The 20689-nt window shown below is 72.1% G+C and carries 17 protein-coding genes and 1 pseudogene; 4 read left to right on the top strand and 14 right to left on the bottom strand.

Going from position 1 to position 20689, the window contains the following annotated elements; translation table 11 throughout:
- Positions 1-29: 29 nt before the first annotated feature.
- From OF819_RS04825 to OF819_RS04790, 8 genes are all read right to left on the bottom strand, one after another.
- A complete protein-coding gene (locus tag OF819_RS04825; RefSeq protein ID WP_267242065.1) occupies positions 30-1013 on the bottom strand; it encodes a carbohydrate kinase family protein in 984 nt (327 codons plus the stop codon).
- Positions 1014-1082: 69 nt separating this feature from the next.
- A complete protein-coding gene (gene metK / locus OF819_RS04820; RefSeq protein WP_267242064.1) occupies positions 1083-2312 on the bottom strand; it encodes a methionine adenosyltransferase in 1230 nt (409 codons plus the stop codon).
- Between the two features lie 241 nt (positions 2313-2553).
- Positions 2554-3288 (bottom strand): class I SAM-dependent methyltransferase, encoded by a 735-nt coding sequence (locus OF819_RS04815; protein WP_267242063.1) that lies wholly within the window; start codon positions 3286-3288, stop codon positions 2554-2556.
- Positions 3285-3905, bottom strand: coding sequence for a TIGR04282 family arsenosugar biosynthesis glycosyltransferase (locus tag OF819_RS04810; protein ID WP_267242077.1), 621 nt, complete (start codon positions 3903-3905; stop codon positions 3285-3287). The genes OF819_RS04815 and OF819_RS04810 overlap by 4 nt, the downstream gene beginning before the upstream one ends.
- A gap of 233 nt (positions 3906-4138) precedes the next feature.
- On the bottom strand, positions 4139-4807 hold the full coding sequence (locus OF819_RS04805) for a glycosyltransferase family 2 protein (RefSeq protein ID WP_267242062.1): 669 nt from the start codon (positions 4805-4807) through the stop codon (positions 4139-4141).
- Positions 4804-5883 (bottom strand): NAD-dependent epimerase/dehydratase family protein, encoded by a 1080-nt coding sequence (locus OF819_RS04800; protein ID WP_267242061.1) that lies wholly within the window; start codon positions 5881-5883, stop codon positions 4804-4806. Before OF819_RS04800 ends, OF819_RS04805 begins: the two co-directional genes overlap by 4 nt.
- 109 nt (positions 5884-5992) lie before the next feature.
- Positions 5993-7342 carry a 6-phospho-beta-glucosidase gene (locus OF819_RS04795; protein ID WP_267242060.1) on the bottom strand — a complete coding sequence of 450 codons (1350 nt, stop codon included), beginning with the start codon at positions 7340-7342 and terminating at the stop codon, positions 5993-5995.
- Between the two features lie 28 nt (positions 7343-7370).
- Entirely contained in the window at positions 7371-9152 is a 1782-nt protein-coding gene (locus OF819_RS04790; RefSeq protein ID WP_267242059.1) for a hydroxysqualene dehydroxylase, read from the bottom strand.
- 153 nt (positions 9153-9305) lie between these two features.
- Between OF819_RS04790 and OF819_RS04785 the strand changes: the two genes are divergently transcribed.
- Entirely contained in the window at positions 9306-9761 is a 456-nt protein-coding gene (locus OF819_RS04785) for a YchJ family protein (RefSeq protein ID WP_267242058.1), read from the top strand.
- A gap of 6 nt (positions 9762-9767) precedes the next feature.
- On the opposite strand, the gene OF819_RS04780 is transcribed toward OF819_RS04785, so the two are convergent.
- Entirely contained in the window at positions 9768-10214 is a 447-nt protein-coding gene (locus OF819_RS04780) for a hypothetical protein (RefSeq protein WP_267242057.1), read from the bottom strand.
- A gap of 218 nt (positions 10215-10432) precedes the next feature.
- Here OF819_RS04780 and OF819_RS04775 point away from each other — a divergent pair, with 218 nt between their 5' ends.
- On the top strand, positions 10433-10654 hold the full coding sequence (locus OF819_RS04775) for a hypothetical protein (protein WP_416370469.1): 222 nt from the start codon (positions 10433-10435) through the stop codon (positions 10652-10654).
- A 28-nt stretch (positions 10655-10682) separates the two neighbouring features.
- Here OF819_RS04775 and OF819_RS04770 read toward each other — a convergent pair whose 3' ends face one another.
- Positions 10683-10958 carry a hypothetical protein gene (locus tag OF819_RS04770; protein ID WP_267242056.1) on the bottom strand — a complete coding sequence of 92 codons (276 nt, stop codon included), beginning with the start codon at positions 10956-10958 and terminating at the stop codon, positions 10683-10685.
- A 232-nt stretch (positions 10959-11190) separates the two neighbouring features.
- A complete protein-coding gene (locus OF819_RS04765) occupies positions 11191-12357 on the bottom strand; it encodes a helix-turn-helix domain-containing protein (protein WP_267242055.1) in 1167 nt (388 codons plus the stop codon).
- A gap of 375 nt (positions 12358-12732) precedes the next feature.
- On the opposite strand from OF819_RS04765, the gene OF819_RS04760 reads away from it, so the two are divergent.
- Positions 12733-13383, top strand: a complete 651-nt coding sequence (locus tag OF819_RS04760) for a hypothetical protein (protein ID WP_267242054.1) — start codon at positions 12733-12735, stop codon at positions 13381-13383.
- A gap of 27 nt (positions 13384-13410) precedes the next feature.
- Here OF819_RS04760 and OF819_RS04755 read toward each other — a convergent pair whose 3' ends face one another.
- On the bottom strand, positions 13411-14475 hold the full coding sequence (locus OF819_RS04755) for an ATP-dependent DNA ligase (protein ID WP_267242053.1): 1065 nt from the start codon (positions 14473-14475) through the stop codon (positions 13411-13413).
- Positions 14476-14527: 52 nt separating this feature from the next.
- Here OF819_RS04755 and ligD point away from each other — a divergent pair, with 52 nt between their 5' ends.
- Positions 14528-15541, top strand: coding sequence for a non-homologous end-joining DNA ligase (ligD, locus tag OF819_RS04750; protein ID WP_267242052.1), 1014 nt, complete (start codon positions 14528-14530; stop codon positions 15539-15541).
- Positions 15542-16070: 529 nt separating this feature from the next.
- Here ligD and OF819_RS04745 read toward each other — a convergent pair.
- Together OF819_RS04745 and OF819_RS04740 are read right to left on the bottom strand one after the other, a co-directional pair.
- A pseudogene (locus OF819_RS04745) lies at positions 16071-18019 on the bottom strand (OmpL47-type beta-barrel domain-containing protein).
- Between the two features lie 92 nt (positions 18020-18111).
- On the bottom strand, positions 18112-20601 hold the full coding sequence (locus OF819_RS04740) for a ThuA domain-containing protein (RefSeq protein WP_267242051.1): 2490 nt from the start codon (positions 20599-20601) through the stop codon (positions 18112-18114).
- Positions 20602-20689: the final 88 nt, after the last annotated feature.

Genomic DNA, 20689 nt, shown 5'->3' with positions numbered 1-20689 from the left:
CTCACGCAGAGCCGCTATCCGTCCCGCGTTCATGTCGTCGCCGCCATAAACGGGGCCAGTTCGCCGGCCGCCTGGTCGCCGTAGGCGCCGCGCACGCGGGTCAGCAGATCGCCGCCGCGCAGTGCGTCGGGCTGGGTGCCCGTGGTCTCCAGGACAGTGGTGGCCAGCGCGCTGCCCAGTTGGGCCGCCCGCTCCAGGCCGAGGCCCCAGGCGGTGGCGGCGAGGAAGCCCGCCCGGAAGGCGTCGCCCGCGCCCGTCGGTTCGATCGTGCCGTGCGGGGCCACGGCGTGGACCTCGACGGTGTGGAGTCCGGCGCGCTCCACGCGTACGCCGTCCGCGCCCCGTGTGGTGACCCAGGTGCCGACCCGGCCGAGTATCTGCTGTTCCGTCCAGCCGGTCCGCTCCTGGATGAGGACGCTCTCGTACTCGTTGGTGAAGAGGTACGCGGGGTGGTCGAGCAGCGCGCGCACCTCCTCGCGGCCCATCCGGGCGAGCTGTTGTGAGGGGTCGGCCGCGAACGGCACGCCGAGGGCGGTGCATTCGCGGGTGTGGTTGAGCATGGCCTCCGGGTCGTTCGGCGAGATCACCACGAGGTCGAGGCCGCCGGCCCGCTCGTGCACGGGCCGGAGTTCGATGTGTCGTGCTTCGCTCATGGCTCCGGTGTAGAAGGAGCCGATCTGGTTGTGGTCGGCATCGGAGGTGCAGACGAACCGTGCGGTGTGCAGCGATTCGCTGACGCGGACCGAGTCCGTGTCGACGCCGTTCTCCTTGAGCCAGACCTGGTAGTCGGCGAAGTCCGTGCCCACCGCTCCGACCAGGTACGGGCCAAGGCCCAGCCGCCCGAGTCCGAAGGCGATGTTCGCTGCGACGCCGCCGCGCCGGATCTCCAGTTCCTCGACGAGGAAGGAGAGCGAGACCTTGTCGAGGCTGCCCTCGATGAGCTGCTCGGCGAACCGGCCGGGGAAGACCATGAGGTGGTCCGTAGCGATCGAACCAGTTACGGCTATGCGCACGGTCGCTGCTCCTTGGTTCCGTTTGGTTCCGTGGTTCTGCGGTGGTCGGTGCATGGCGGGTCCCGCGGATCAGACGGCCGCCGTGGCCGCCTGGCGCAGCTTCTCGGCCCGGTCGGTGGACTCCCAGGTGAAGTCGGGGAGGTCACGGCCGAAGTGGCCATAGGCGGCCGTCTGGGCGTAGATGGGCCGCAGCAGGTCGAGGTCGCGGATGATGGCGGCCGGGCGCAGGTCGAAGACCTGGGCGATGGCGGCCTGGATGTGCGGTACGGGCACGGTCTCGGTGCCGAAGGTCTCGACGAACAGACCGACGGGCTCGGCCTTGCCGATCGCGTACGCCACCTGGACCTCGCAGCGGGCCGCGAGCCCGGCCGCGACGACGTTCTTGGCGACCCAGCGCATCGCGTACGCCGCGGAACGGTCCACCTTGGACGGGTCCTTGCCGGAGAACGCGCCACCGCCGTGCCGCGCCATGCCGCCGTACGTATCAATGATGATCTTCCGGCCGGTCAGGCCCGCGTCGCCCATCGGACCGCCGATCTCGAACCGGCCCGTCGGATTCACCAGCAGCCGGTAGCCCTCGGTGCGCAGCTTCACCCCGTCCTCGGCGAGCTGGTGGAGCACGGGCTGGACGACGCAGTCACGGATGTCGGGGATCAGCAGCGAGTCCAGGTCGATGCCGGGAGCGTGCTGCGAGGAGACGACGACGGTGTCGAGTTCGACGGCGCGGTCCCCGTCGTAGGCGATGGTGACCTGGGTCTTGCCGTCGGGGCGCAGATAGGGGACGGTCCCGTTCTTGCGCACTTCGGCGAGTCGGGCGGAGAGCCGGTGGGCGAGGGTGATGGGCAGCGGCATCAACTCGGGCGTCTCGTCGCACGCGTAGCCGAACATCAGGCCCTGGTCGCCGGCGCCCTGCTTGTCCAGCTCATCGGCTTCCTCACCTGCGGCGGCACCCTCCACCCGGGACTCGTACGCCGTGTCCACGCCCTGGGCGATGTCGGGCGACTGCGCGCCGATGGAGACCGAGACGCCGCAGGACGCGCCGTCGAAGCCCTTGGAGGAGGAGTCGTAACCGATCTTCAGCACGGTCTCGCGGACCAGGTGCTGGATCTCGGCATAGCCCTGGGTGGTGACCTCTCCGGCCACATGGACCTGACCGGTGGTGATCAGGGTTTCCACGGCCACCCGCGAAGCGGGGTCCTGCGCCAGCAGCGCGTCGAGGATCGCATCGCTGATCTGGTCGGCGATCTTGTCGGGATGGCCCTCGGTGACGGACTCCGAGGTGAACAGTCGTAGGGACACGGAACCTCCAAGTGCGGCGCGGGGTGTGCCGGATAGTCCTGCGGGCACCTTGCGCGCGGTGGCTGCAGGGGGGCTCAAAGCCGGCTATACACCTCGCGACCCGCCGTGCGGACGTACGAAGGGGCCGCGCACGTTCCTGCGCAGCCGGCCGGCGGCCCCCGCTGGAGGAGGACCGCCGACTCCAGGTCGCCCGGATGGCCGAGGCGGGCGATCGAGCGCATGGCGAGTGCGGATGCGGGTGCTACGCCCCCCAGGGCATAGGACCCGCAGAGGAAGACACCCGCCGCAGCGCCACGAACGCGCGGCCGCCCGCCTCCCACCGGGCCACGCGGTGTTCCGGCGGGGTCGCCCACCCCGTGTCGCGGGCGTAGCGGAGCAGCGCCGGAGCGCCCACGCGGGCCCAGGGGAACGCCGCGCCCTGGGCGTGGCCGCCGTCGGAGACGCGGACCCGGGCGCGTTCGTCGACGTCCTGGGGCGCCGTCTCCGCGAGCAGCACCCCGTCGGGGGCGACGAGTGAGGCCACGCGCTCAAGGAGGGCCCGTGGGTCGCCGCCGATGCCGATGTTGCCGTCGATCAGGAGGGCGGTGCCCCAACGGCCCTCCCTCGGCAGGGGGTCGAACACAGAGCGGCGCAGCGCGAGGCCGCCGAGGCGCACCGTGCGCTCCACCGCCGCGGGGGAGACGTCGATGCCGAGCGTCGGCCGGCCCAGCTCGGCGAGCGCCGCGACCAGCCGGCCGGGGCCGCAGCCGATGTCGAGGACCTTGCCCCGGCAGCGGTGCAGCACGGTGAGATCCGCGGCGTCCGGGGCCGCGCACCACCGCTCCACCTCCAGCGGCAGCAGCCGGCCGTCGGCCCGCCGCAGATACAGCGGCCCGCGGCCGGTGCGCAGCGCGTCCGCGTACGGGTCGGCCTGCCAGGCGTCGGTCTGTCGGGTGTCGGTCTGTCGGGTGTCTGCCTGTCGGGCGGGCGCGGTCATCGCACCCCGCTCGGCGTCCCCGCCAGCCCGGCGAGCGCCGCGGCGAACCGCGTCCACGGGGCCTCGGCGGCCACCAGCCACGCGTCGTGGGGGGTGTCGACGTCCCGCAGGACGGGCAGCTCGCCCACCGTGAGGCCGGCGCGCACCAGCCGCTCCCGCTGTACGGCCCCGGTGTCGGCTGTCGACATCGGCACCCCCAGCAGCAGCTCCGGGGCCGGCCGGGCCAGGCCCAGCGCCCAGAAGCCGCCGTCGGCGGCCGGGCCGAAGCAGGCGCCGCGGGCGGCCGCCCGAAGGCCCTCGGTGAGCAGTTCGCAGGTGATCTGCGGGGTGTCCATCCCGACCAGGAGGGCCGGTCCTTCGCACTGCCCGAAGGCGTGGGCGAGCCTGACGTCCAGGCTGCCCGGGCACTGCGGCACCACCTCGAAGCCGCCGGGCAGCCAGTCGCCCGGCTGCCCGTCGAGGACGAGGACCCGCCGCGCCGCCGGGGTGGCGCGCACCGTCTCCAGCGTGTCGGCCAGCGCCGCCTCGGCCAGCCACGCCGCCTCGCGCGCCGAGAACTGTGCCGTCAGCCGGGTCTTCACCCGCCCCGGCACCGGCGCCTTGGCGATGACCAGCAGGGCGCCGGCCGCCCGACCGTCGGCTGCCTGCCTCCCGGTCGTCTGCTCGTTGGCTGCGTGCGCTTCGGTCGTCTGCTCGTTGGCTGCGTGCGCTTCGGTCGTCTGCTCGTTGGCTGCGTGCGCTTCGGTCGTCTGCTCGTTGGCTGCCTGCACTTCAGCCGTCTGCCCGTCGGCCGCCTGCACTCCGGCCGTCTGACCGCCGCCCGCCTGCCTCCCGGCTGCCTGACCCCCCGTCACCGGACCACGTCTCCCGGCTCCGCCAGGACCGCGCGCATGTCGTGCACCGCCTGCCAGGTGCCCCGCCAGGTCCCGGTGACCTTCGACCTGCCCGCGCGGGGCAGATACGGCACATCCCGCTCCGTGACCCGCCAGCCCGCGTCGGCGGCGCGCACCACCATCTGCAGGGGATAGCCGCTGCGCCGGTCGGTCAGCTCCAGGGACAGCAGGTCCGTGCGGCGAGCGGCCCGCAGCGGACCCAGGTCGTGCAGCCGCAGCCCGGTGCGGCGGCGCAGCATCCGGGAGAGCGCCAGATTCCCGGCGCGGGCGTGCAACGGCCATGCGCCCCGCCCCCGCGGCCGCCGCCGCCCCAGCACCAGATCACTCTCGCCGTCCGCCACCTGCCGGACGAAATCCCGCAGCAGGCCCGGATCGAGCGAGGCGTCGCAGTCGCAGAAGCAGACGACGTCCGCGTCAGCCGCCAGCAGCCCCGCATGGCACGCCGCCCCGAAGCCGCGCCGCCCCTCGTACACCACGCGCGCGCCGAGCCGGTGCGCGATCCTGTCGGAGCCGTCCGTCGAACCGTTGTCGACGACGATCGCCCGCCAGCCGGCCGGGATCCGTTCCAGCACCCAGGGCAGCGCCTGAGCCTCGTTGAGACAGGGCAGCACCACATCCGCCGTCATGCCGGGGTCTCCGCCGTACGACCCGGTTCGCCGCGCAGGGCGCTCGCCGCGAACTCCGCCATGCCCTCGGCGAAGCCGACCCGCGCCTTCCAGCCCAGGTCCGCGGCGAGCAGGGACGAGTCCGCGGTGATATGCCGTACATCGCCCAGCCGGTACTCGCCGGTGATCTCCGGCGCGGGCCCGCCGTACGCGCGCGCCAGCGCCGCCGCCATCTCGCCGACGGTGTGCGGGACGCCGCTGCCGGTGTTGTACGGGGTGAGCACTCCGGGCGCGCGCCCGCGCAGCGCCTCCAGGGCGGTGGCGTTGGCCTCCGCCACATCCCGGACGTGGACGAAATCCCGCCGCTGCCGCCCGTCCTCGAATACGCGGGGGGCCTCGCCGCGGGCCAGCGCGGACCGGAAGAACGAGGCCACGCCCGCATACGGGGTGTCCTTGGGCATCCCGGGGCCGTACACATTGTGGTACCGCAGGGCTACCGCCCGGCCGCCCGTGGCGCGGGCCCACGCCGCCGCCAGATGCTCCTGGGACAGCTTGGTCGCCGCATACACATTGCGCGGGTCGGCCGGCGCGTCCTCGCCGACCAGTCCGGGTGTCAGCGCCGCTTCGCACCCCGGGCACCGCGGCTCGAACCGCCCCGCGTCGAGGTCCGCGGCCGCCCGCGGGCCCGGCCGCACCGGCCCGCAGCGCGCGCAGTCGTAGCGGCCCTCGCCGTAGATGACCATCGAACCCGCCAGCACCAGCTCCGCCACCCCCGTCTCGGCCATCGCCGCCAGCAGCACCGCCGTGCCCAGGTCATTGCAGCCGACATACGCGGGCGCGTCGGCGAAGTCCCTGCCGAGCCCTACCATGGCCGCTTGGTGACACACCGCGTCCACACCGCGCAGCGCCCGCAGGACCGTCGCCGGATCCCGTACGTCCCCGTGGATCTGCTCGGCGGCGGGGTGCGGCGGAGGGGGCTCGGGATGGGCCGAGGGGAGCAGGGCGTCGAGCACGACCGGATCGTGCCCGCGTGCCGCCAGGGCCGCCACCGCCTGCGAGCCGATGAAGCCCGCGCCTCCTGTGACAAGTACACGCATATCGCTGACGCTACGGGTCCGGGCCCCGCAGGGCGGCGTCGCACGCCGACCCGTCACAGGTACGTAAGGACTCGGCTGCTGCGGACGGGTGAGATCGCCGTCGGCTGTGTCAGCCGCCCGCGGCCAGATGGGCCAGCTCGCGATGCCCGGCGGCATAGGCGTCGACGAGCCGCCGCGCTGTCGTCACCGAGTCGATGAGCGGATGCAGCGCGAACGCCTTGACCGCGCTCACCCGCGACCGGTCCGCCACGGCCGTGAGCACCTCACGCTCGACCGCCTTCACCGCGGTCACCAGCCCCGCCGCGTGGTACGGCAGCGGATCGACCGACACCGGATGCGCGCCGTTGGCGTCCACCAGACACGGCACCTCGATCACCGCGTCGTCGTCGAGCACCGGCAGAGTGCCGCGGTTGCGCACATTGAGGATCAGGGTGCTGCGCTCGTCGCGTGCGATCGCCCGCATCAGCGCGAGCGCGACCTTCTCGTAGCCGCCGGACTCCAGATCCTGCGCGGCGCGTTCCCCGGCCCCGGCGGCCGCGCGGTTCGCGGCCATATAGGTGGCCTCGCGTTCGGCGAGGGTGTCGCGCCAGGCCGCCAGCGCGGGCGTGTCCGGCCGCCGCATCCGCTCGTAGAAGCCGGACTGCTGGTCCAGCAGAAACGCCCCGCGGGTGCGCTTCGCCTCCTGATAGGCGCGCACCGTCTCCCGGTTGAAGTAGTAGTAGTGGAGATACTCGTTGGGGATCGCGCCCAGTGACCGAAGCCACTCGGACCCGAAGAGCCGGCCCTCCTCGAAGGACCCCAGGGCCTTGTCGTCGGCGAGCAGCCGGGGCAGCTCATCGCGCCCGCCGACACGCAGCCCGCGCAGCCAGCCGAGATGGTTGAGGCCGGCGTAATCAATCCACGCCGTGTCCGGATCGGCCCCCAGGACGCGCGCGACGCGCCGGCCGAGGCCCACCGGCGAGTCGCAGATGCCGATCACCCGCTCCCCGAGAATCCGTGACATGGCCTCCGTCACCAGGCCCGCCGGATTGGTGAAGTTGATGACCCAGGCGTCCGGGGCGAGTGCGGCCACCCGGCCGGCGATCCGCACGGCGGCGGGCACGGTGCGCAGCCCATAGGCGATCCCGCCCGCGCCGACCGTCTCCTGCCCCAGCACCCCCTCGGCCAGCGCGATCCGCTCATCCGCCGCCCGGCCCGCGAGCCCGCCGACCCGGATCGCCGAGAACACGAAGTCCGCGCCGCGCAGGGCCTCGTCGAGATCGTGCGCGACGGCAACCTCGGGCGCGTCGGCGTGCCCGGAGGCCTGTTCGGCGAGGACCCGCGCCACCGCCGCGACCCGGTCCGCGTCCACATCGTGCAGGGTGACCCGGGTGACCCGGCCCTCGCCGCGGTCGCCGAGGAGCGCCCCGTAGACCAGGGGCACCCGGAACCCTCCGCCGCCGAGAATGGTGAGCTTCATGCCTCCGTACGCTACCGGCAGCCGGCCGTCAGCCCAGGTCGAAGATATTGCGCAGCCCCAGCCGGTAGCGGAAGCGGTCATGCCGTTTGGCGGCTTCCAGCTCCCGCGGACGGTAGAGGGGGGTGACCGTGCAGCGTTCGGCCGGTGATCCGGTCCGCTCCAGCAGCGCGTTGACCGCCTGGCGCGCCGAGGCGTTCGCCCCCTCCATCGTCGCCAGATCGATGTCGACGGCCACATAGTCCCCGGACAGGTAGAAGTTGGGGATGCGGGTCTTGGCGGAGGGCCGGTTGTGGAAGGTGCCGACCGGATGGATGAGCAGCTCGTCCTCGTTCGTGGGGTTCGGGGTGCCCAGGCCGTCCACGCCCGGGTCGAGGTACCACGAGTGCAGCGCGCTGTCCTTGAGCACCGGCTTTCCGGTGTCGTTGACGGCGGCCTTGAGCTGTGCCCACACCTCGCGGGCGACCTCGGCGCGGGTGCACTGCTTGGCCGTCCTGCCGTACAGGATGCCGGGCCTGTCCCACTCGGAGATGTCTGCCGACAGACAGTCCACGGCCGTGCCGTCGCCGTAGTCCGCCGCGAAGGCGCGGCCGGGCCAGTGCCGGGCCTGGGCGATCGCGGTCAGCGACCAGGGGGAGTCGATGCAGTTGAAGTGACCGCGCACGGTCGGCGGCACCTCGGTCAGATAGAACTGAATGCCCGTCATCCAGTCCGTCTGCAGCAGGTCGCAGCGGCCCAGCTGGGGGTCGGCCGCCCGCAGCGCCGCGCCCCAGGTGCGCCGGGCGCCTTCCACGGGCATCGCCGAGATGTAGTGGTCGGCGGTGACGGTACGGCGTACGCCGCCGGGGTCGTCGACCGCGACGCCGGTCACGCGCCCGTCCCCGTACAGCACCTCCCGCACCGTCCAGCCGATTCTGAACTCCACGCCGAGCGAGAGCAGATGCGCGGCCCAAGGGTCGATCCACGCCTCGTTGGTGGGCGCGTTCAGCAGCCGGTCGGGCGGGCCGTCCGCGCCGAGGCCCAGGGCGTTGAAGACGAAGGCCTCGCCGAGGGCGCCGACCGTGCGGGTGCTGGCCTCCTCGGCCTTGGTGGCCACGATGTTGCGGGTGACTCCGACGGCCAGGATGCGCTGGTAGTCGTACGACATCTCCGCGGCACGGGTGAAACCCCACCAGGGCGTGCGCTCCCAAGGCCCGTTGCGGCGCTCGTCACAGCTGGTGAGGAAGACCAGAGCGCGATTGACGAAGTACGCCGTCTCATGGAAGGGGAGGTGGAAGGCGGTGTCGAGGACCGCCGTCAGGGCGCGGCGGAGCTCTTCCGGGGTCAGCTCCTCCGGCCGGTGGCCGGGGTAGGGGATCGGCAGCCGGATGTCCTCACGGCCGCCCGACCTGGCGAACATCATCTCGCCGGGGGAGACCAGGTTGTCCCACACGCCGTGGGCGTTGCCGGGGAAGGGGATGCGCCGCATCGTGTCCGGCAGATTGTGGTAGATGCCGGGGATGAAGCGGAAGCCGTGCTCGGCGGGCAGCGGCCGTCGGCCGCCCTTCGCGCTGCCGGGGACGTCCATGCTGCGCGCCTTGCCGCCCAGCGCCCGCCGCTCGTACACGGTGACGTGGAAGCCGCGCTCGGCGAGTTCATGTGCGGCGGTCAGCCCCGCGACCCCGCCCCCGAGCACCGCTGCGGACGGGCGGCCGGCCTTCCGGGGCAGTCCCCGCTCCCTGGCCTGCGCGGCGCCTGCGCCCGCCGTGCCGAGCGCCGCCGTGCCGCCGGCCGCCGCGGCCCCCGCTATGAACGTGCGTCGTGTGCTGCCCACCCGTAGCCTCCCCGTGCGCGTAAGGTCATGCTCATGACAGTCGCAGTTGTTTACCGGCGGTAACGCGGTGTCCGGCGCAGGAGCATACGGTTGACCCGCGCGCCCCGGAAGGCACACGTGGGCCCCCGCGGCTCAATGGCGGAAAATGGAGCCATGTCTCGACGCAGCCGCCTCCGCCCCGGACGCACCCGCCCCCCGGAGCACGCCGCCGAATCGCCCTGCCCCTGCGGACTGCCGGAGTCATACGGGAAATGCTGCGGACGATTCCACTCGGGCGAGTCGGCCGCCCCCACCGCCGAGGCTCTGATGCGCTCCCGCTACAGCGCCTTCGTCGTCCGCGACGCGGCGTATCTGCTGCGCACCTGGCATCCGCGCACCAGGCCCGAGCAGCTGGAGCTTGACCCGGGCATCCACTGGACCGGCCTGGAGATCGAGGGCGTCGAGGACGGCACCGCCTTCCACACCGCCGGGACCGTGACCTTCCGCGCCCGCTTCCGGCACCACGGCAAGCGGGGCGCGCTGCATGAGCGCAGCTCCTTCGAGCGGCATGAGGGCGCCTGGGTGTATGTGGACGGGATCTTCCTGAACCCCGCGGACGACGCCGGCTGACCGCCGTCAGGCCCCGGTCGTGGACCCCGGGCGGACGATCATCAGCACGGTGACCGTGGCCCACAGCAGGTTGAACACCCCGGTGTACATGGCCAGCCGGCCCGCGACCGCCGCGCCCGGATCATCGAGCACCGCGCTCTGGCCGGGCAGGATCAGCGCCCCGAGGACCACGGCCGCGACCGCCGTCAGCGCCATGGACGCGATCAGCCAGGCATCGCCCAGCACGCCCATGTTCTTCGCGGTGGCCAGCCCGAAGACCGGCACCGTCACCCCTACGACGGCGTAGACCCGGCAGATCCGGTGGAGATTGCGTACGACCCCGAGCGCCTGGCCGTCCTCGGGTGAGCCCTGAACCCGGCGGGCCGCGGGCGGAAAAGCGCTGGCGGCGACCGCCACCGGCCCGATCGCGACGATCGCCGCCAGGACGTGGACGGCGAGCAGGAACGTGGTCATACGGGTGGACTCTCCTCGTCTGTGCCGCCGCGTGCGGGCACTGCGGGGACGACGCTAGGCGGGCGGCGCGGGGCCGGACCACTGGCGTGAATGCCAACTGTCAACGGATTCGCGCCAGTGCGGCATGCCGGGACACCGGGACACCGGTGTCCCGGCCCCGGCCGAATCGCGCCGGTCAGGCGGTTGGCGGGAACAGGCGGCATGGCTGTGCACGGGCCGTGCACACCGTCGCCTTACTCGCTCTGGACGGCGTCATCGCCTTCGGCCTCGCCACCCCGCTGGAGGCCTTCGCCCTGGCGCGGCTGCCGGACGGCCGTGCCGCCTGCCGGGTGCTCGTCTGCTCACCGCCCGGCGAGATCGACGCCGGGACCTTGACCCGGGTCGGCGCCAGCCCGCACGCCTGTCGCCGTGCCTTCGGGTCGTCGTCGGCGGTGGCGTAGGCGGCGCGCAGGCGGGGTGTGGCGGAGGTCACACCCCGTAGGGGGTGCTGCCGGAGCGCCGAGGCCGGACCGTCAGGCCCGGGTTGTAGGCGGCGAGGACCTTGTTGGCGGCGGCCAGGGCCGACAGGGCGCGCTCGCGGGCGGCCCGGGACTCGGCGGACAGCGGGTCGGGCAGCCGGTGCACCTCACGTGCGGCGCACTCCGCGTCGACCTCGGCCTGGAGCACGTGGATCGGCATACAGGCCCCGATCATCGCGGCGACGCGATCGGGGATCGGCACGGGGACGAGGGGCGACGCGGTCACATGAAGTCCTTCGGGGTCTCGCTCTGCTGTGGCCGGCTCCGGGCGGTACGGGCCGCCGGCCTCGCCGGACGCAACCGCCCCGAGGTGGTCAGGGGAACGGCTCGTACGGGAGACGGCGCACAGCCGGGCTCGCTGCACCCCCCACAGCCAGGCAGCACCGTCGGCCCACCATACGCGACCCCGGGCCCCGTACCCCAATCGATCTAGTCCGCGCAGCCGCAGCGGCGTCCCGTCACCGCCGCTGGGTCGCCCGCAGCGCCGCCTCCATGGCGAACCGCCGCTCCGGGTCCGCCAGTTGATCGCCGAAGAGGGACTCAAGGCTGCGCATCCGGTAGCGCACGGTCTGCGGATGGACATCGAGCAGCTCGCCCATGCGCACGGCCGTGCCGCGGGTGTCCAGCCAGACCCGCAGGGTCTCAATGAGCCGGCCCCGGCGTGCGGGCGTCAGCCCGGCGATCGGGGCCAGCTCCCGCTCGGCCAGCCGGACGAGCAGGGCCGGGTCGGAGTGCAGCCACAGCGGTACGAGATGGTCCGCGGCGTGGACCAGCGGGCCCGCCTCGATGACGCCCGTGTCGACCAGCTCCAGCGTGCGGCGCGCCCAGCGCAGCGAGTGAGGGGCCTCGGCGGTCGCGACGGTGAGGCCGACGGCGGCGCGGGCGCCGAACAGCGCGGTGTCCAGCATGCGCCGCCGGCCGGGGCCGAGGGGCCCCGGGATCAGCAGATACGGCTGGGGGTCGTCGAGATCGGTGAGGACATCGTTGTCCAGATCCGACCGCTCCAGCTCGGCCGGGGCGCGCAGCGCGACCGGGGTCACCTGGTCGGGCAGCGGCCAGGCGGACTGCTCCGCCAGCTCCGCGACCGCCGCGCCGGGCGCCGGCGGCCCCGCGAGCAGCAGATGCAGCAGCCGCCGGCGCAGCACCTCGGACCGCTCTCCGGCCTGTGCCCGCACCTCCAGATAGCCCTCGCGGGACAGCGCCTCCAACTCCTCGACATAGGCGAACAGGGCGTCCGCGAAGCTCAGCATCATCGTGGGGGAGAGGTGGTGGCTGCGGCCCACCTTCTTGGCCCGGCGCAGCGCGATACGCGCCCCGAGCCGGTACGCGCCCTGGAGTGATTCCAGGCTGCGCCCCTCGTATGCCTCGAACCTGCCGAACCTCCGGCACATCTCATCGCGCAGGGGAGACGGCGCCGAGGGCTCGGCGACCCGGTCGACGAAGGCGGAGATGGACTGCTCGACGCCGACGCGGATGCCATGGCCGTAAGGGCCGTCGAGCAGCCGGGCGTACTCGGGATAGGCGTGGACGACCTCGATCCCGATCTCCTTGATCAGGCTGGGCAGTTCCGGACGGATGAGCGCGGCGAACTCCGGGGGCAACGGGCCGAGTGCGTGTGAGGGCATGGGGGTCTTCCCGGGACTGGCAGGCGGGGCGGCATCGGCGCCGAACATAGACCAAGTCCGTACCAGTGCACACCGGTTGGGAACGCGGGGCAGGCCGCGAGGGAGCGCATCCGGACATGACCGTTCCACCGGCGTGCCGCCGGATTGCGCACCCTTTGACAAAGCGGCCGGAAGAATTGCTTATCTGAAGCGAGGAAGTTCCGCACTCCGGAAAATCTTGAACGGCGGCATTGTGCAGCAAAGTTTCCCGCAAGTAACGTCACGGATCGTCACGGCGCGCATGTGACCGAAACGCCACAGCGGAATACCGCAATGCCGCGGCGCCCTGAGCCGTTCGCGTCGCGCAGCCATTCCGACCCATCGGAGGAACGTCCCGTGGATACGTCCAGAAAGCAGCCGTTAGGAACGCTCGCGGCAGTCACCGCCGCCGCTGCCGCCGCCCTCGCCCTCGCCGCGGCCCCCGCCTCCGCGGCGCCGTCCGAGTGGACCGTCGGACCCGGCTCGCCCACCGCCTACACCGCCCTGTCCACGGACACCGTGCTGTCCGTCAACGGCTTCGATCTCGCCTGCCCCACGGCCGACGCCGCCGGGAAGCTGTTCGACGCGACCGGCAACCCAGCCCATGTCGGCGACATTGACGAGGCGCGCTTCGGCAGCGACTCCCAGCCCTGCGTCAGCCCTGTGGGCCCGGTGACCCCCGTCGCCGACACCGACCCCGGCTGGCGCATCCAGGCGGTGACACATGAGGCCGAGGCCGGTGTCACCACCGGGTTCATCGAGGGGATCAGCGCGCATATCACCATCGTCACCTGCGACTTCGATGTCACGGGCGAGGTCGCGGTGAGCTACGTCAACGCCACCGGCACGCTGAGCATCTCCAATGACGACACCCGTCAGCTCACTGTCTCGAACGCCACGCCGGGCTGCATCGCCCTGGTGGAGGACGGCGACCACCCGACCTTCACGGGCTCCTACGTCCTGGACGCGGACGGGGTGCACCCCACCATCACCGGCACCGGCACTTAAGCAGCCCCGGCCGGCCGCGGGGGCGGGTCAGGGTGCTGACAGCACCTCGGCGAGGTCATAGCCGACCGGCTCCTCCAGCTGCGCATAGGTGCAGCTCTCCGGCGTACGGTCCGGCCGCCAGCGGCGGAACTGGGCCGTATGCCGGAACCGGTCCCCCTCCATGTGGTCATAGGCCACCTCGACCACCCGCTCCGGCCTCAGCGCCACCCAGGACAGATCCTTCTTGCCCGACCAGCGGCTCGGCGCACCCGGCAGCCGCGCCGTCTCATGGGCGCTCTCCTGGGTCCACGAGGCCCAAGGGTGCTCCGAGGCGTCCGCCATCCGCAGCGGCTCCAGCTCGGCCGCCAGCTCCTCGCGCCGCTTCATGGAGAACGCCGCGCACACGCCCACGTGCTGGAGCCTGCCCCGGTCGTCGTACAGTCCGAGGAGCAGCGAGCCGACCACCGGGCCGCTCTTGTGGAAGCGGTAGCCCGCCACGACCGCGTCCGCGGTCCGCTCATGCTTGACCTTGAACATCAGCCGGGCGTCCGGCCGGTACGGCAGATCCAGCGGCTTGGCCACGATCCCGTCCAGGCCCGCCCCCTCGTACTGCTCGAACCACCGGGCCGCCACGGCCTCGTCCGTCGTGGCGGGCGCGAGATGGACCGGCGGACGCGCCCCCGCCAGCACCTCCGCCAGCCTGGCCCGGCGCTCTGCCAGCGGGGTGTCGAGCAGGGACTCATCGCCCAGCGCGAGCAGATCGAAGGCGATGAAGCTGGCGGGCGTCCGCTCGGCGAGCATCCGCACCCGCGAGTCCGCCGGATGGATGCGCTCGGTGAGCCGGTCGAAGTCCAGCCGTCCGCCGTGCACGATCACGATCTCGCCGTCCAGCACACAGCGGGGCGGCAGCTGCTCCGCCAGGACGGCGGCCAGCTCGGGAAAGTAGCGGGTGAGCGGCTTCCCGGTGCGGGAGCCGAGCACGACCTCGGCCCCGTCCCGGTGGACGATCGCCCGGAAGCCGTCCCACTTCGCCTCGTACTGCATGCCGGGCGGAATCGTCTTCACCGACTTGGCCAGCATCGGCTTGACCGGAGGCATCACGGGCAGATCCATAAGCAGATTGTCCAATATGCGATAAATGTCGGCACGGCATACGCTGACGCCCATGGCCGGAGCCGTGGAACTGGAGGTGGGGGAGCGGACCGTACGCGTCTCCAACCCCGACAAGATCTACTTTCCGGAGCGCGGCTACACCAAGCTCGACATGGTCCGCTACTACCTCGCGGTCGGTGACGGGATCACCCGGGCCCTGCGCAACCGCCCCACCACCCTGGAGCGCTACCCCGAAGGAGTGAACGGCGAGTCCTTCTTCCAGAAGCGCGCCCCGAAATACCTCCCCGACTGGATCCCCACCGCGCACATCACCTTCCCCAGCGGCCGCTCCGCTGACGAGATGTGCCCGACCGAGCCCGCGGCCGTCATCTGGGCCGCCAACCTCGGCGCCGTCACCTTCCACCCCTGGCCGGTACGGCGCGACGACACCGACCACCCCGACGAACTGCGCCTCGACCTCGACCCACAGCCCGGCACCGACTACGCGGACGCCGTCCACGCCGCCCATGAGCTGCGCGCCGTCCTCGACGAACACGGACTGCGCGGCTGGCCCAAGACCTCCGGAGGACGCGGCCTCCATGTCTTCGTGCCCATCGAGCCCCGCTGGACCTTCACCCAGGTGCGGCGCGCCGCGATCGCCTGCGGCCGGGCGCTCGAACGCCGGATGCCGGACCGGGTCACCATCAAATGGTGGAAGGAGGAGCGCGGCCAGCGGATCTTCGTCGACTACAACCAGACCGCGCGGGACCGCACTATCGCCTCCGCCTACTCCGTGCGCCCCCGCCCCCACGCGCCCGTCTCCGCGCCGCTGCGGTGGGACGAGGTCGACGACGCGGTGCCGGAGGACTTCGACATCACGACCATGCCCGCCCGCTACGCCGAAGCGGGCGACGTCCACGCGGACATGGACGACACCCGCTTCAGCCTGGAGAGCCTGCTGGAGCTGGCCCGCCGGGACGAGGCCGAACACGGCCTCGGCGATCTGCCGTACCCGCCGGACCACCCGAAGATGCCGGGCGAGCCGAAGCGGGTCCAGCCGAGCCGGGCCCGACGCGACGAGCCCTGAACACCGGGGGCTCCGCCCCCGGACCCCCGCGCCTCAACCTCCCCCAGACTCCTCCCCCGGCTACCTCCCCCAGACTCCGTCCGGGGGGACCCCCACGGAGGTGCCCCCAGGGGTACCCCCACGAGGCTGGGTTTCCGGCTCTTGCGCCTCAAGCGCCGGCGGGGCTGGAATGTGCTGCCCCTTGCGCCTCAAGCGCCGGCGGGCTGGGTTTCCGGCCCCCGCGCCTCAAGCTCCCCCAGTTACGGCTGGGAGGTACCGCCAGGCGGGGCTGAATGTGGGCTGCCAACGTCGGCGGGGCTGGGATGTGGCGCAGCTGAATCCCAGCCCGTTGGGGGCACCTCCGTGGGGTGCCCCTGGGGGAGTTGGAGGACACGGCCTTCAGGCCGTACTGGGGCGGCGGCGCGAAGCTGCCGCCCGCCGGGGGTGCGGGGCGCCAGCCCCGCACCCCCTCCCCCCCCGGAGGGGGTCTGGGGGCTTAAGCCCCCAGCGGGCCCGCCCCAGGGCGGGGAAAAGACCCGCCCCGCGGCGACTACAGCTCCTTGATCCGGATGTCCCGGTACGAGATCACGTCCGCCGTGCCATGCACCTGCAATCCGATGTACCCCGTCGCATACCTCCGGCCGTCCGTCCCGGGATCCCCCGCCCGCGGCGGATAGAACCGCTGACCACGGTCATTGTCGAACTCATTGACCAGCACACCGTTGCGGTAGACCTCATAGCGCTGGCCTGCCACCCGGATCTCATAGTCGTTCCAGGTGCCCTTGGGCGTCACCCCGGCGCCCCCGAGCCCCACCCGGTCGAACCCGTACACCGAACCCGTCTTGTACATATCGCCGTCAGGCCGGTCGAGCACCTGCACCTCGTGGCCGTACTTGATGGCGACCCACTCGGGACGCGGCTCCTCCGGATGGCCGTGGACATAAGGGAAGCGCACAAACACCCCGCTGTTGGCGTTGGCGTCGCCCGCCGCGTCGTCACGCCACTGGAGCCTGAGGGAGAAGTCCCCGTACTGGCGCTGCGGGAACCACAGCATCCCGAGCCCTTGCTCGGTCACGCCGCTGGTCATCGACCCGTCGGCGTTCAGCGCGAAGGAACCGCCGCCGACGTGCTGCCACTTCGCGAACGACGACGCGGTGCCGTCGAACAGCGCGCGGTAGCCGGTGTGCTGGCCCGGTTTGCCGATGCCGGAGTCCTTGGCCGCCCGGTAGACCGCCCGGTGCTCCCGCTGGTCGAGCACCCCGTCCGCGAGCAGCCGGTCGAGCACCTCGTCGACATGCTTGAGGAACAGGGCGTGCGAGGACCAGTCCTTCTCGTCCTCGATCAGCTCATTGACCGTGCAGCGGCGGTTGGTCATCCGGTTCGGCACCCCCGAGTCGACCGTGCCCACGATGACGGTGAGCCGCTCGTCGTACTCGGGGCAGTGGGGCGCGGGCACGCCCCCGCCCTCGGCGACCGTGAAGGAGACCTTCCGCGGCTCGGAGGTGTTGCCCGCCTTGTCGGTCGCCCGGTGCAGCACCGAGTGGTAGCCGACCCGATCGACGACGACCGGCGTCGTGTACGCCAGATAGGGGCCGCCGTCGAGCGAGTACTCGACCCTCTCCACGCCCGAGTCGTCATCGGCCGCCGTCAGCCGCACCGTGGCGCTTGTGATGTACGCGCCGTCCGAGTTCCGCTGGCCGCTCACGGCGGCGGACGTCGTGGGCGGCGTGGAGTCCGGCGTCGGCGGGGTGACCACGGTGAAGGCGACCTCCTTGGGCGAGGACGCGTTGCCCGCCCTGTCGGTCGCCTTGTAGCGGACCTTATGGGCGCCTGTGGCATGGACCGTCACCGGTGCGGTGTACGGCTGCCAGTCACCGTCCGCGCCGAGCGCGTAATCGATCGTGTTGACGCCGGAGCCGGTGTCGGAGGCGGTCACGGTGACGGTGGCCATCCCGAGATACTCGCCCTGTCCGTTCTGCTCGCCGCTCACCGTCGCCGAGGTGTCGGGGGGCGTGGTGTCAGGGTGAGTGTCGCCTGCCCGACATAAGCGCCGTCGGCGTTGCGGTCGCCCTCGACCTTCGCCGAGGCGACGGGCGGCTCGGCGTCCCCGCCGCCGTCCTCGGCGACGGTGAGGACGCCCTGCATCGCGCCATGGCCGGGGATGGCGCAGTAGTAGCGGTAGCGGCCCGGAGTGAGCGTCACCTCCGCCGTGTACCGGCCCCCTTGGGCGTCGCCCGGGTTGGCCAGGATGTTGAGGGAGACGTCGTTGTTGTACTCGGGGTCGGAGACGTCGAAGGTGAGCGTGTGCGGCATGCCGGTGGTGTTTCCGGTCGCCGCGCTGTTCTCGAAGACGATGGTCGCCGGGCCCGCCGCAGCCGTCGTGGGGAAGGACAGATAGCGGTCGATCGGGTCGCCGGCGGTCCAGGTCAGCGTCTGCGCTGCCGGGCGTGTCGCGTCCGCCTTGCCGTACGCGGCCGCGGACATCAGCCCCACCACCATGGCGAAGGCGGAGACGACAGCCGTCCAGAAGTCCGCCGGCCGCCGTCGTCGCGCCGGCCGCCGTTGTGTCAGGCGCCGTGCCGTCAAGCGCTTCACCGGGCCCCCTCACGTACGACGTGGTCGGCCGAGGGCGTCGGCCCGCCGCCCGTGTAGGTGATCCGCCACAGCGCCGACGCCGAGTGGGAGGTGAAGAACCCGCGGCCGTAGTCGAGCACGTACAGCGACCCGTCCGGTGCGAACTTCCAGTCCATGAGGTTGCGGATGCCGCCCTCACCGACCGGGACGATCCTCTTGAGGGTTTCGGCGTGCACCGGGAGCCCGCCCTCGCCGGACGCCCCGGGGGCGGTCAGCACCGCATGACGCGGCTGGCCGCCGTCGTAGAAGTCGCCGACGAACCACTTCCCGTCCCAGTACGCGGGCCACTTCACCGTCGAGTCGCTGTCCGCGTCATAGCGGTACACCGGTCCGTTCATGGCCGCCTGGGCGCCGCCTTTGAGCCAGGGCAGCAGCAGCCTCTGGTCCTGGAGCCGGTAGCTGGGCACGCCGTCCGCGTCGCGCGGGAAGTCCGGCGCGCCGCCCTGGGGCGCGTACCAGACGGTGTTCGGCGTGACGGGCGGCAGCCGCACCAGTCCGTCGTTGTGGGGCGACTCGTTCCGCGGCGCGTCGCAGTCGTACCAGCCGAGCGGCTTGCCGGGGTCGGGCAGATTGCGGTCCCGGTAGGGCTGGTTGTTGCCCATGCAGTACGGCCAGCCGTGATTGCCCGCCTTTGTGATCGCGGCGAAGGTGTCGTACTTGGCCGGGCCCCAGGTCGTCGACGGCGCGCCCGCGTCCGGGCCGACCCACCCCGCGTACAGGACGTCGGTCGTCTTGTCGACGAAGATGCGGGCGGGGTTGCGCACCCCCATCACATAGATCTCGCCGCGGGTCTTGCCGCCGCCCTCGTCCGGCTCCTTCCCGGTGAACAGGTTCTCCGCGGGCAGGGTGTATGTCCCGTCGTCCTCAGGGTGGATGCGCAGGATCTTGCCGTTGAGGTTGTTGGTGTTGCCCGAAGTGCGGCGGGCGTCGGCGAACGCGACGCCCTTGAAGGCGGGCTCCGGGTTGTTCCCGGAGTAACCGCCGCTGAAGCCGGAGGAGTTGTTGTCCCCGGTGGCGATGTAGAGATTGCCCCGGGAGTCAAAGGCAAGCCCGCCGCCCGCATGACAGCAGCTGTGGATCTGCACCGGCCACTTCAACAGCACCTTCTCGCTGGCCGGGTCGAGTCGGCCGGCGGCCCGGTCGAAGGTGAAGCGGGAGACATATCGCTCGGCCATACGGGTGTCGCGGTTGATCCGGGAGTGCGGCGTGTAGTGCAGATACACCCAGCCGTTGGTCAGGAAGTCCGGGTCCAGCGCGATTCCGAGGAGCCCTTCCTCGTTCTTGATCAGCTCACCGCCGCCGCCTTTGTTGCCGAAGACCGTGAGCGCGCCCGCCAGTGTGACCTGCCGTGTCGACGGGTCATAGACATGGATCTCGCCCCGGCCCTTGCCGATGTCCGGGTCGTCCCAGTCGGTGACCACGGGCTGCGAGGGGCCCCCGCCGCCGCGCCCGATATAGAACACGCGCCCGTCGGGCGCGATGTCCAGACCGTGCGGCTCGCCGATCTGGTCATGCCGTCCCGGCTGGTTGGGCTTGGTGACCCGGGTTGCCGTGTAGTGGGCGTCGATCGTCGCCTTGCAGTCCGCGCGCGCGAGGCGGGCAGTCCAGGCCAGCGCTCCGCGCAGATGCTCGCGGAAGTCGGTCTCCGCGAAGCCGGCGGCGGTGCCGCCCATCGCGGTGTAGAAGGAGCGCCCGCCGTCGTAGTCACGGCACCAGGACACCGGGTGGTCCCAGCCGTTGGCGCCCGCGGCCGGGGTGTAGCTGCTCTCCCTGACCCGGGCCACGGTGTGGACGGCGCCGGACGGGTTCTCCGCCCAGTTGAACCACTTGTCGGGACGCCTCCATTCGAGTGGCAGCGTGGCGGCAGCCGGGTGGCTGCGGTCGCCCACCTCGACGACCGCCCGCTGCACCGTGCTCGGCGCGCCGGCAGGCCGGGCGCCGATGAGTCCGGTGAACCACTCGGAGTACGGCTCCGTGCGCGCCGCCTCATGGATGCCGAGGAAGCCGCCGCCGGCCTCCATATAGGCCTCAAGTCCCAGCTCCTGCTCCGGGTCCAGGACATCCCCGCCGCCGGTCAGGAAGACGACCGCGTTGTAGCGGCCCAGCTTCCGCTCGTCGGTGAAGACGGACGCGTCGTCGGTGGCGTCCGTGCGGAACCGCCCGGCGGCCGGGCCGCTCAGTCCGATCGACTCGATCGCGGCGATCCCGGCGTCCACGGTCGGGGACTCCTCGGTCGCCGAAGCGTGGAAGATCAGCACCCTGACGTCGTCCCCGCCGGGCGGCGAGGGCAGGGACAACGTTGTCGCAGCCGTTCCCGGATGGGGCTGCGCCACGGCGGACGCACCGCCTCCGGTGAACAGGGACGCGGTCAGTGCGCCGATGCCGAGGGTCAGGGCCAGACGGTGTCGTAAGCGGCGCCGGGGCCGTACGGTGCGAGCGCGCTGCATAAGGTCACTCACCCCTCTGTGGTCACAATGGCAGCCGTTGAAACTAGACCCCTTTTCGCCGTTCGCCAATAGGAACTACCGCAATGGC

Source organism: Streptomyces sp. PR69, from assembly GCF_026420845.1.
GTDB lineage: Bacteria > Actinomycetota > Actinomycetes > Streptomycetales > Streptomycetaceae > Streptomyces.
This window is presented reverse-complemented; position numbering and strand designations above follow the sequence as displayed.